The 11,626-nt window shown below is 65.6% G+C and carries 9 protein-coding genes; 7 read left to right on the top strand and 2 right to left on the bottom strand.

Annotated features, from left to right (window positions below; all coding sequences use genetic code 11):
• Positions 1-131 precede the first annotated feature (131 nt).
• From Q0K62_RS07300 to Q0K62_RS07330, 7 genes are all read left to right on the top strand, one after another.
• Positions 132-1,124, top strand: a complete 993-nt coding sequence (locus tag Q0K62_RS07300) for a type II CAAX endopeptidase family protein (RefSeq protein ID WP_297317317.1) — start codon at positions 132-134, stop codon at positions 1,122-1,124.
• Positions 1,125-1,249: 125 nt separating this feature from the next.
• Positions 1,250-3,880 (top strand): CPBP family glutamic-type intramembrane protease, encoded by a 2,631-nt coding sequence (locus Q0K62_RS07305; protein ID WP_297317318.1) that lies wholly within the window; start codon positions 1,250-1,252, stop codon positions 3,878-3,880.
• Between the two features lie 114 nt (positions 3,881-3,994).
• The gene (locus Q0K62_RS07310; RefSeq protein WP_297317319.1) at positions 3,995-5,071 is read left to right on the top strand and encodes a CPBP family intramembrane glutamic endopeptidase; all 1,077 of its coding nucleotides are present in this window, start codon (positions 3,995-3,997) and stop codon (positions 5,069-5,071) included.
• Positions 5,072-5,198: 127 nt separating this feature from the next.
• The gene (gene murA / locus Q0K62_RS07315) at positions 5,199-6,530 is read left to right on the top strand and encodes a UDP-N-acetylglucosamine 1-carboxyvinyltransferase (protein ID WP_297317320.1); all 1,332 of its coding nucleotides are present in this window, start codon (positions 5,199-5,201) and stop codon (positions 6,528-6,530) included.
• 83 nt (positions 6,531-6,613) lie between these two features.
• Positions 6,614-7,507 (top strand): lysophospholipid acyltransferase family protein, encoded by an 894-nt coding sequence (locus Q0K62_RS07320; RefSeq protein WP_297317323.1) that lies wholly within the window; start codon positions 6,614-6,616, stop codon positions 7,505-7,507.
• Positions 7,508-7,624: 117 nt separating this feature from the next.
• Positions 7,625-8,623 carry an NAD(P)H-dependent glycerol-3-phosphate dehydrogenase gene (locus Q0K62_RS07325; protein WP_297317321.1) on the top strand — a complete coding sequence of 333 codons (999 nt, stop codon included), beginning with the start codon at positions 7,625-7,627 and terminating at the stop codon, positions 8,621-8,623.
• Between the two features lie 264 nt (positions 8,624-8,887).
• Complete coding sequence (locus Q0K62_RS07330; protein WP_297317324.1) at positions 8,888-10,036, top strand: D-alanine--D-alanine ligase family protein; 1,149 nt, start codon at positions 8,888-8,890, stop codon at positions 10,034-10,036.
• 47 nt (positions 10,037-10,083) lie between these two features.
• Here the strand turns inward: Q0K62_RS07330 and Q0K62_RS07335 are convergent, their stop codons facing one another.
• A complete protein-coding gene (locus Q0K62_RS07335) occupies positions 10,084-11,031 on the bottom strand; it encodes a mechanosensitive ion channel domain-containing protein (RefSeq protein ID WP_366515895.1) in 948 nt (315 codons plus the stop codon).
• Complete coding sequence (locus tag Q0K62_RS07340; RefSeq protein ID WP_297317322.1) at positions 11,028-11,480, bottom strand: GNAT family N-acetyltransferase; 453 nt, start codon at positions 11,478-11,480, stop codon at positions 11,028-11,030. Before Q0K62_RS07340 ends, Q0K62_RS07335 begins: the two co-directional genes overlap by 4 nt.
• Positions 11,481-11,626 lie beyond the last annotated feature (146 nt).

The raw sequence follows: 11,626 nt of genomic DNA on the forward strand, positions 1-11,626 counted from the left end.
GGTAGCCCAGGGCGCCGGCGCCACCATGCGCTGACGAGTGAAGGTCGTATGGTCACCCCTGTCCGTGGTGTGATTTCCAGTGTCGTGCTGCGGTTTTTGGCCTTGTTGGCCCCTAGTATGGACGTAGAGGCGTGTTCCATCGCAACAGGGGAGGTGCCATGCGGCACGGTGCCATCGGCAACAGCAGGGATCAGGTCTGGTACAGGGTCAACGGCCTCAGCGCCTTCGCCCTGATATACGTGTCGATCGAGACCCTGATCGACCTGATCGGCGCCAAGGTGGTGCTGCCCGGAATCTTCCCCGACATGACCGCTGCCCGGCTGGATGCGCGGTACGGCGACGGGCTCCTCCTCTTCTCCGTTGTGGTGGCGCTGATCGTAGCCCTGATCAGCCAAAGGAAGGTCATATTCGGGTCTGCCCAGGCAGACGAGGGCAGGGTCCAATGGCTGACCGTGCGGCGAATAAACCTCCTGGTACTGGTCATCAGCCTCACTCTTCTCTTCGCGGCCCAGCTGGTGGCCACGGCGGCCCAGTCGGGCTTGGGCGCCCTCATATCGTCCACGAATCTGCACTCGCCCGGCCAGGCCGGTGACACCTCGGATCCCTCGACCTCGGCGATCATGCTCTTCTACGCCTTCCTCTTCGGGCCCCTGGCCGAGGAGGTGGTTTTCCGTGGGGTGATCATGAACGGACTGCGCCCCTATGGCAAAATCTTCGCCATCGTCACCTCGGCCCTCCTCTTCGGCTTCATGCACGGCAGTCTGGTCCAGGGGCTCTTCGGCTTCCTGACGGGGCTGGTCCTTGGATACGTGGCCATGGAGTACGGCCTGGTCTGGTCCCTGGTGCTTCACATCTTCAACAACGGGGTCTATTCCGGCCTCCTGCCCCGGGTCATGCAGTCGGTCCCTGAAGGGGTCCGAATCGGTGTCGGGGTGGCCATCCTGGTGGTGCTTCTGGCCGGAGTCATCGGCATGGTGGCCAAGGTCCGCCCGCTGGTTGGTTACTGCCGCAGGAACAGGGCCCCCAAGGGAATCTACGCATCCTGGCTTGCCCCCTGGTGCCTGATATTCCTGATCCTCTGCCTGGGCATGGCCGTGGGTGAGCTGATCCCCGGCTGGCTCTGACGGGGCAGCCTACCGGGTTTCGGCCCTGTCCGTCTTCCTCGTGTCATTCTCCCCGTGTGTCATCTGTGCCGACGCCGGGTTAGTCTTGGAACAGTGGGTTGACTGTTGGGGAGGAATGCCGGCCAATGAGACATGCGTATGAGCAGGGTTCGAGCAGCCATACAGAGGCTCAGCGGACCGCAGGCGCAGACCGGAAGGGGCGGGGTCCCTCCCGGAGTTCATGGACCGAACGTGAATTCGCAGAGAAGAACCACGCCAAGCACTGGGAACAAGGTGACGATGCCGATCTGGAATTGGAACGGCAGGGTCGTTCCGTAGCCTGGATTCCCGATGACAGGTTTCCTGATGACAGGGTCTCCGAGGGCGGGGACCGTACTGGGGACGTTGCGGAGAATCGCGGCTCCCGGGCGACGGGCCTCCCATCCGTCGGCAGGACTGCCGGGAGGGTGCGGTCGGTTTCCTGGTCGGGAAGGGACGGGAGGCATGATGGTGGGTCGACGAAGGCGAAACCGGTAAGGGGCAAGGCGGCGAAGACCAGAGCCGTCAAAGCCGCATCAGTCAAGGCCAAGCCCGCCAAGGCCACACCGACGAAAAAGAAGTCCCCGAAGGCGCAATCAGCAGCGCTCCCCGTCGAGAGGAAAGGCACACCCACGAAAAATACATCAGCCAAGGGCAAGGATGCGAAGAGGAAATCCGCGAAGGGCAAGGCTGGCAAGAAGAATTCCACCAAGGGCAAGTCCGTGAAGGGAAAAAACGCGAACGAAAAGGCCCTGAAGACGGAAGCAGAACAGGCGCAACGGTCGGGGTGGAAGACGGCTCCCGCAACGGGCCGGCCTTTCGATTCCGGAAGGACCGGGGCCGATCCCTTCAAGGGTGATGTCGGTTCCTTGGACTCCGGAATTCCCCTTCCGCTTCGATCCAATCCCGAGGAGATCCTTCCCCTGGCCGATGATCCGGTCGGCACCGGTGATTCCTCACCGATCCTTCCCCCGGCCGATGATCCTATGGATGTGGGGGATACGGGCTCGGAATCAAACCTCGGCCTTCCCCTTCCCGATGAGCCTGCGGGTTCGGGAACCGCTGTCCCAGGATCGGCTCCGCTGGATTCGTGGCGTCCGGACCATGTCGAATCCGAACCGGCATCCAACCAGGCATCCGCACCGGAACCCGCTGTTGAACCCAGGCGGACCTTCGAACCCGAGTCGGCATCCGGATCAGTGCCGGCCTTCGAGTCCGGGCCCCCGCCTGTATCCCGGCATGAATACAAGCCCTTGGATGGCTCCGATCTCCAGGGCCCGTCAGAATCCGCAACCAAGGCCACGGTTCAGTCCGTGGCCCAGTCCGCAGCCGCATTCCAGCCAACAACCAAGCCTTCAACCACGGTAGGACCCCAAACCAAGACCGGGGCGAAGGACGATGAGGCCGGGGCCAGGGCTGGCATCGAGTCCGGGAATGTCGCTGGCGAGCCGGAAAAGGCCAGTGACGAATCGAAGAAGGGTGGCGGCAAACCGAAGTCGGGGAGGAGGCCCCACCGGTCAAAGCCGAAGAGGTCCCGGTTCGCCTTCGGTGCTCGCGGAGCGGCCGCCAGGGCAGGTCACGGCAATGGCGGGTTCTCCGGTGAAGCGGACATAACCAGTCCCCGGAAGGTGGTCGGCGAGTCTGGCACGGCTGCCGAGCCCGACAAGGTTGATGGGTCCGACAGGATTGTTCAGCCCGGCTGGATGGGTGAGCCTGATAAGACCACCGAGTCCGGCAAACCTGCCGTTTCGGATGTGGCAGGCAAGTCCACCGATGCCGGGGGGACGCACGGGGCCAGACCCAGGGTGACCGTCAACGAGGCCGTCAACGCTGTTGTCGGTCAGAGCGCCTTCGCCTTCGTGTACCTGGCCATCACCATCATGGTGGTCATCCTGGGCGACAGCGTGGTGGTGACATACCTGCGCGGCAAGATAAGCGACCAGGCACAGAGCTTCCTCCTGGGTGGAGGGCTCTACCTGCTCTCCTGCCTGGTGGCCCTCGTCTACGTCTTCTTCAGCGAGCGTCGGACCCTGACCGGTCATGAGCTCCACGGCGACGACCAGGTACGTTGGATTACCGGGCGCGGGATCCGGCTCTGGCCCCTCATCCTCGCCCTGGCCCTCCTGCTGGTCGGCCAGGCCCTGGCCGATGGCCTGAATCTGTGCTTGCAGGCCTTGGTGCCCATGTTCCATATCTCTCCCGCCATCCTCATGAGCCCCCTGACGAGCCTGTCCGGGTCGTCGCCCATGCAGGCGTACGCCCTCCTGGTTCTGCCCCTGACCGAAGAGATCATTTTCAGGGGCGTCATCATGAACGGGCTGAGGCGGTTCGGTCGGGTCTTTGCCATCGTCACCTCGGCCTTCCTCTGCGCCTTCATGCAGGGTCAGCCGACACAGATGATCTGGGCCTTCCTGGTCGGTCTGGTGCTGGGTGCCCTGGCCATGGAATACGGGCTGGTCTGGTCCATTGGCGCCCACATCCTGGCAAGCGTCGGGTATTCGGGTTTGGTGGTGCCCTGGCTCTCCAGGGCTCCCGTACAGGTTCGGGGTGTGGTGGCCCTGGTGGCCGGTCTGGTCGTCCTGGCCGGATTGGTCATCCTGATCAGGAAGTTCTCCTCGCTCCTGGCCTACGCCCGCCGGTACCGGGCCCCCAAGGGGATCTATGCCTCCTGGCGGCAGTCCTGGTTCGTCCTCTACTGCCTGTGCAGTCTGGCCGTGGCGGTCCTCCAGTACTTGTAGGGGGTGCTGCACCGGGTTTGGGCCGCAAGGAGGGTCGTTCGCGGTAGGATTGAGACATTTGGTCGGGAAACACGGGGGTGGAACGCCCCTCGGTGGCCCGGAAGGGTGTGTGGCATGCAGCAGGCAGGGATGAATGCAGGGACCGGGGCCGCCGGGAGCCCGAATCAGGGGCAGGCTGCCGTTCCCGTGGCAGGTCGCCGTGGCGTGTCGGGCTGGGCCGACCCCGGCTGGTTGCACTCGGCGCGCCATGTGCTCGGCAATCAGGCCGGCTTCCTCATCCTCTACCTGGTGGTCATCCAGGTCGGCGGGTTTCTTGCCGGACTCGTGGCCCAGTGGGAGTGGAATCTGCTGACGGACCCCGTCCCCCCGCACAGGGACATGGAGTATATCTACCAGCAGACCGACGTCAGGTATGCCGGAATGGTCAACATGATGGCGGGCCTGTGCGGTCTGGCCTTCCTGGTGCTGGTGCGCCGCCGCCAGATCACCGACGGGGGGCCGGACGGGATCTTCCACCGTTCGGTGAACCGGATGACCTGGCCGGTATTCCTGGGCTGCTTCCTCCTGCTTTTCGCGGCCCAGACCATCGCCTCGATCTACGGGATCGGCCTGGACTGGACCACCAAGACCATGGGTCTGACCTCCATCAGCACCACCAGCGAAGCCATCGAGGCGGCCAGCGGCTCCATCCCCATGTTCCTCTACACCTGCTTCGTGGCGCCCGTGGTCGAGGAGGTCGTCTTCAGGGGGGCGATCCTGAACTCACTCAAGCCCTATGGCAGGGTCTTCGCCATCGTCACCACGGCCACCATGTTCGGCTTCTTCCATGGCGACCTGACCCAGGGGCTGTTCGCCTTCGCCGTCGGCCTCCTCCTGGGGTACCTGTCATGCGAGTACTCCATTTTCTGGTCCATCCTCCTGCACATCGGCAACAACCTGGTCATCAGCCAGATCGGGGATGCGTTGGTCTCCCACATGAGCCAGAACCTGGCCAACTATGTCGGCCTGCTTGAGCTGATCGTCGGTGGCCTCTCCATGGTCGTGGTCATCTACCTGGGCAGGCACCGGATTCGGGCCTTCATCACGGCCAACCGCACCTATTCGAATGCCTACGCCGCCTGGGCCAACCCCTTCTTCGTCATCCTGCTGGTGCTGGAGGGGCTGAGCATGGTCTGGTTGCTCGTGGCCTGAGCCTGTTCTACGCCTTGGGGCGACAATTCACGTTGCCCCCACACCCCGTATGGCAAACTGACAATGTACGTGGTCTGACCAGGCGGAGGTGCCCCCGGTCCGGAGCCGATAGGATAAGGAAGCCGAAATGTCCAAGGTGAATTCCGAGAATGATCTACTGCACGTGGTCGGCGGCAGGCCGCTCCATGGCAGCATCCAGGTGCGTGGGGCCAAGAACTTCGTCAGCAAGGCCATGGTCGCCGCCCTCCTGGCCCCCGGTGTCTCCGTCCTGAAGAACGTGCCCGAGATACGCGACGTCCAGGTGGTCTCCGACCTGCTGCGTCTGCACGGGGTCGGGGTCGACGTCAAGCCCTGCGAGGGCATCGTCACCATCGACGCCAAGCATGTGGAGCTGGCGGACGTGGCCGATGTGGACACCCTGTCGGGCTCCTCCCGCATTCCGATCCTCTTCTCCGGGCCCCTCCTGCACAGGCTGGGGGAGGCCTTCATCCCGGCCCTGGGCGGATGCCGCATCGGCAGCAGGCCAATCGACTTCCACCTGGAGACCCTGCGCAGGCTGGGGGCCAAGGTCGACAAGGAGCACGAGGCGGGCATCCACATCACGGCCCCCGACGGCCTGCACGGGGCCAAGATCCACCTGCCCTACCCCTCGGTCGGCGCCACCGAGCAGACCCTTCTGGCGGCCGTCCTGGCCAAGGGGAAGACCGAGCTCTCCGGGGCCGCCACGGAGCCGGAGATCATGGACCTGGTCGCAGTCCTGCAGAAGATGGGTGCCCAGATCTCGGTGGACGTGGACCGGACCATCCGCATCGAGGGGGTCGAGTCCCTGAAGGGCTACACCCACACCTCCCTGCCCGACAGGATCGAGGCCGCCTCCTGGGCCTCGGCGGCCCTGGCCACCCACGGCGACATCATGGTCAGGGGCGCCCAGCAGCCCGACATGATGACCTACCTGAACGTCTTCCGCAAGATCGGCGGAGAGTTCGACGTGCGTGACGACGGCATCCGCTTCTGGCACCCGGGCGGCGACCTGAAGCCCGTGGCCATCGAGACCGACGTCCACCCCGGGTTCATGACCGACTGGCAGCAGCCCCTGGTGGTGGCCCTGACCCAGGCCAAGGGCCTCTCGATCGTCCATGAGACCGTCTACGAGAACCGGTTCGGCTTCACCCGGCCCCTGATCCAGATGGGCGCCACCATCCAGCTTTACCGGGAGTGCCTGGGGTCCCTGCCCTGCCGTTTCCAGCAGCAGAACTTCGAGCATTCGGCCGTCATCTTCGGGCCCACCCCCCTGACCGGCCAGGACATCGACGTGCCGGATCTGCGCGGCGGTTTCAGCCACCTGATTGCAGCCCTGGCGGCATCCGGCCCTTCCACGGTCCGCGGCATCTCCCTGATCGACCGCGGCTATGAGGACTTCCGCGACAAGCTGACCGCCCTGGACGCCCAGATCGACTAACCCCCCCCCCTGCTCGTAATGGAATCATGGTTATTCCCGGCCCCGCCGGCGTGGTTCCGCTGCCCAGGGGGCACAATGATGACATGGCTTCCAAAGGCAAACCGTCACCGCGTTCAGCGGTCAAGCCCCTGTCGGACCGGCAGGTGGCCCTCCTGGGCGAACGGCACCACCTGGTGGACCCGACCCGGTACTATCCCACCGGTCACCGGGCTCCTGACCTGGATGAGATAGACGGGCAGCATCCCACCGGCACCACCCGTCTCCTGCGCGGGGTCTCCGACGTGATGCGCGGATCCTGCAAGCTCTATGCCTGGGGTCTGGAACAGGTGCCCGAGAAGGGGCCCTTCATCACGGCGGCCACCCATGTGACCCAATTCGATGTTTTTGTCCCCATGATGTCCCTCTTCCACCTGGGCCGCCGCCCCCGGTACATGGCCAAGGCGGAGATGGCCCACTGGCCCCTGATCGGCAACTGGTTCAGAATGGCGGGCATGCAGCCGGTGGAACGCAGGTCCGGCAAGGCCCGCCCCATCGAGGAGGAGTCGATCAGGATCATCACCTCGGGCAGGCCACTGACCATCTGGCCTGAGGGGACCGTGACCCGTGACCCCCTGAAGTGGCCCATGTCGCTCAAGCCCGGTGTCGCCTTCATCGCCCTGGAGTCCTCGCGGCAGCTGGGCAGGATGGTTCCGCTCTATCCAAGCATCACCTGGGGGGCGGCCTCGATCAACCACAAGTGGCCCTGGCCCCGGAAGAACGTGGTCATGTGCTACGACCGGCTCTTCGACTACTCCGACCTCCTGGAGGGCATGGACCAGTGGGGTCCGGAGCCCCCCGGGGAGGCCATGCACACCCTCTGCGTCCGCCTGCGCGACCGGATGGAGGAGGTCATGGCCGAGATCCGCGGCGAGGAGCCCCCGGCCGAGGGGTACTTCGATTATGTGACCATGACCCGGCGGCCCAGAAGCGAGCAATAGGGCCGAAACCCACCTTCAATTCCGCCTCCCCGGTCCCGGTGTCATAGGATGGTGGAGACAAGAGATGAGGCATCTGGTCGGCGTTCCTGTGCGCACGGCATTATGCAAAGGAGAATGATGGCGAAGATCACGGTATTGGGAGCAGGCGCCTGGGGTACCGCCTTCGCCCAGGTACTGGCCGACGCAGGCAACCAGGTGGTCATGTGGGACATCGACCCGGATGTGGTGGCCGAGATCACCCTGAAACACTCGAATGCACGCCGCCTGCCGACCGTGCAGAGGCTGCCCGACGCCATCAGCGCCGAGGGCGACCGTGCCCGGGCCGTGGCCGGTGTCGACATGGTCGTGGTCTCCATAGCAGCCCAGCATGCCCGAGAGGCCCTGGAGGGGTTCAAGGGGCTCCTGGGGCCCGATGCCATCGTCATCTCCCTGATGAAGGGTATCGAGCGGGGGAGCGACCGGCGGATGGACCAGGTGGTCTGCCAGACCCTGGACCTGGACCCGGCCCGGTTCGCCGCCGTTTCGGGGCCCAACCTGAGCAAGGAGGTGGCCGCCCGCGAACCGGGCGCCACCGTGGTGGCCAGCGCCGATGCCGACACCGCCATGAGGGTGGCCCGGGCCTGCACCACCGACTACTTCAAGGCCTTTGTATCGGATGACGTGATCGGTCTGGAGATGTGCGGATCCCTGAAGAACGTCACCGCCCTGGCCGTGGGAATGTCGCGGGGGGCGGGATTCGGGGAGAACTCGGCCGCCATGATCCAGGCCAGGGGACTGGCCGAACTGACCGCCCTGGGAACCGCCTGCGGGGCCAAGGCCAAGACCTTCGCCGGTCTGGCCGGAGTGGGCGACCTGGTGGCCACCTGCGGGTCGCCCCTGAGCAGGAACTACACCTTCGGCTTCAACCTGGGCCAGGGCAAGAGCATCGAGGAGGCCACCCGGGTCAGCAAGGGCGTCGCCGAGGGCGTACCCACCACCGATGCCGTCGTGGCCCTGGGCAGGCGCTACCAGGTGGCCACGCCGCTGGCCACGGCCATGAGTCACGTGCTGGACCAGGGCCTGAGCTGCCGGGGCATGATCGAAGAGCTGTTCGGCGGGGAGATCACTCCGGAGTAGGTTCCTTCTCCCTGGTGCATCAGGGCATCCACGTAGGCGCGGGGCCGCTGGGCCACAAAGCCGCGGAGTCACGAGACCACGAGATCATGGTCCGGTTCGTGCCAAGCTTGTGGATGAGCTGCACCGGTGGCCCACTGGGGCCCTCTCAGGGGATATCCTGCTGTGTGAATGATGTATCCGCCCGGGATGCCTGCGTCGGGTTCCTTCCAGCCGCACCGGAACCGGGTAGTGGTACATGCCCAGCATGAGGAAAGCCGAGGAATGATGGCCAGGAAACGTGTAGTGGTGCTGTATGGGGGCCGTGCCGACGAGCATTCCATATCGTGTGTATCGGCGGCCGGTGTGCTCAATGCCATCGACACCGACCGGTACGAACCCATCCCGGTCGGCATCACCAAGGACGGCCGGTGGACCGTGGGCGGCGAGGACCCCAGGCAGTGGAGTCTGCATGGCTCCGGACTGCCCACCGTGGAGGTGGGCGAGGGAAGCCGGCCGGTCATCCTCGACATGGCCCGTGGCAGGGACGGCCTCATGATTGGCGACCATGCCGACCTGGTCCCGGGCGCCGACCTCTCCAAGCCCTCGGGAGCCCTGGAGCCCCTGGGCCATGTCGACGTGGTCTTCCCGGTCCTTCACGGCCCCTACGGGGAGGACGGCACCGTCCAGGGCCTCCTGGAGATGATGGGGCTGCCCTACGTGGGGTGCGGGGTCCTGGCCTCGGCCGTCTGCATGGACAAGCACTACACGAAGATCCTCCTCAGCCAGGCCGGCATCCCCGTGGCCCCCGGCATCACCATCGACTCCCGTGCCCACCGCTCCGGCGCCGACCTCCTGACGGCCGTGGAGGAGGCGGGGCTCCACTACCCCCTCTTCGTCAAGCCCTCCCGTGCCGGTTCCAGCTTCGGGGTGGTCAAGGTCGATCAGGCCGGTGCCGATGCCCTGGCCGCCGCGGTCGAGGAGGCCTCCAGGCACGACTGGCGGGTCCTGATCGAGGAGGGTGTCGAGGGGCGCGAAATCGAGTGCGCCGTGCTCGCCCCCGACGGGGAGGCCGAACCCCGCACCGCCTGGCCCGGCGAGGTGGTGCTGGACAGGGCCGACCAGGATGACGCCTTCTACGACTTCGACAGCAAGTACATGGACTCCACCGCCTCCCACGTGGAGGTGCCCGCCGACCTGCCCGCCGAAACCCTGCAACAGGTCCGCGACCTGGCCGCCAAGGCCTTCAGGACCGTGGACGGGACCGGCCTGAGCCGTGTCGATTCCTTCGTGACCCCCGACGGCGGGGTTGTGGTCAACGAGATCAACACCCTGCCCGGTTTCACCCCCATCTCCATGTATGCCAAGGCCTGGGAGGCCACCGGCATCACCTACACCGACCTGATCACCGACCTGATCGAGGGCGTCTCGGCCTGACCGGTCGCCTCAGGGCGTCGGCTGTGTGAATGGTGGCCGCGTGGGGGTCATTCACTCCCTGGTGTCAGGGTGTCCGCATCGTCCGGTTCGCTAAGCGTCTCGGCCTCCTGGACCAGGTAGTCCTGGCCGGCCAGGGCGCGGGTGGCGGCATCCTGCATGTCGGAGGCCATGACGCCCTGCCTGGCGAACATGACCACCTGGCCTTTGATCCCATAGGGGGTGAATCCCTGGAACTGGACGATGGGCGGGTTGGCGGGCATGGCCATGCCCTGGGTGGCCTTGGATACGGTTTGGGCGATGGAACGGGAGGCCCGGGTCATGTCGGCGTCGCCGCGCAGGGTGAGGGGGACCGTGGTGGCCGCCTCGCCCGTCTCGGGGATCTTCTCCAGGGCCGTGGTGTTGAGGATGGAGTTGGGGATCAGCATCTGGCCGCCGGCCCGGTCCACGATGATGGTGTGGCGCCAGGTCACGTCGCGGACCGTGCCCGTGGTGCCCTGGATGGTGATGATGTCGCCGGGCTGGATGACCTTGCTGACCATGAGCCCGAAGCCCCCGACGATGTTGGCGATCGTGTCCTTGAGCCCGAAGGAGAGGGCCAGTCCGCTGACGCCCAGGGCGGCGACCACGGTCGAGGGGTTGATGCCGAAGACCGGCTGGAGGACCGTGGCCGCGGCGAAGATCCAGATCAGGGCCCGGACGATGTTGATGAAGATGGAGGCGCTGGGAAGGTTGGTCCGCTCCAGGGCGCGCCGCATGGCCGCAGCCACGATCCTGGAGACCAGGGTGGCACAGGCCGCCACGATGACCAGAAGGACGATCTTGCCGAGGTTCTGGCGGAACCAGTCGACGACGGCATCGCCGAAGCCGGAGATGGCCTGCTCGGACCGCCCCATGGGGTTCCTGTCCGGTTCGGTGGGCCCCGCCAGGGAAAGGGTGCCGAGGGCCTTGCCGGCCATGGGCGGAAGTCCACCCGCAATAAGGGTCATCAGGTTCATCGCGCGCCGTCCTTCTCCGTGCTCCCGGCGGCATCCGTCAGGGACTTGTCCATCCACATGTGCGGGCATCCCTCGTCCAGATCGTGGATGCCCGTGTCCTTGTACCCGAGGGATCTATAGAAGTCTGCCACACGTTCCTGGGCGTGAAGTGTGAGTCGGTCGGCCCCGTGGCTCCGGGCGGTATCCTCCGCCTTGCCCACCAGACCGGCCCCCAGATGCCGACCGCGGTAGGGTTTCAGGACGGCCAGGCGCCCCAGGGTCCAGGTGTTCCCCCGGCCGGGGAAGATACGGCAGACTCCGGCGGGGTCATCGTCTTCATAGGCCACGATATGGAGACTGACATCGTCGGTGCGATCGAATTCGTGATGGAAGCCCTGCTCATCCATGAAGACCGCCCTGCGGATGGACCTGGCGTCTTCGGGAATGCGCCCGCTCACCTCATACCGCATGCTTCCTCCTTGTCGGGGCCCTTGATCATCTCCAATCTACCAAGGTCGTCTGTCAGCGGAAACCGAACCGTCCCTGTCCAACAGGTTGAGTGGTGGCGGTGTGGTGTGGGGTGGAGGCGGCCCGCCGTGGGGTGTGTTGGTGGCGG

This window comes from uncultured Bifidobacterium sp., from assembly GCF_945269915.1.
Taxonomy (GTDB): Bacteria; Actinomycetota; Actinomycetes; order Actinomycetales; family Bifidobacteriaceae; genus Bombiscardovia; species Bombiscardovia indica.

Excerpts from the sequence above, each read along its gene's own strand:
- Q0K62_RS07305 (WP_297317318.1), top strand. The coding sequence starts at position 1,250 with ATGAGACATGCGTATGAGCAGGGTTCGAGCAGCCATACAGAGGCTCAG.
- Q0K62_RS07310 (WP_297317319.1), top strand. The coding sequence starts at position 3,995 with ATGCAGCAGGCAGGGATGAATGCAGGGACCGGGGCCGCCGGGAGCCCG.
- murA (WP_297317320.1), top strand. The coding sequence starts at position 5,199 with ATGTCCAAGGTGAATTCCGAGAATGATCTACTGCACGTGGTCGGCGGC.
- Q0K62_RS07320 (WP_297317323.1), top strand. The coding sequence starts at position 6,614 with ATGGCTTCCAAAGGCAAACCGTCACCGCGTTCAGCGGTCAAGCCCCTG.
- Q0K62_RS07325 (WP_297317321.1), top strand. The coding sequence starts at position 7,625 with ATGGCGAAGATCACGGTATTGGGAGCAGGCGCCTGGGGTACCGCCTTC.
- Q0K62_RS07330 (WP_297317324.1), top strand. The coding sequence starts at position 8,888 with ATGGCCAGGAAACGTGTAGTGGTGCTGTATGGGGGCCGTGCCGACGAG.
- Q0K62_RS07335 (WP_366515895.1), bottom strand. The coding sequence starts at position 11,031 with ATGAACCTGATGACCCTTATTGCGGGTGGACTTCCGCCCATGGCCGGC.
- Q0K62_RS07340 (WP_297317322.1), bottom strand. The coding sequence starts at position 11,480 with ATGCGGTATGAGGTGAGCGGGCGCATTCCCGAAGACGCCAGGTCCATC.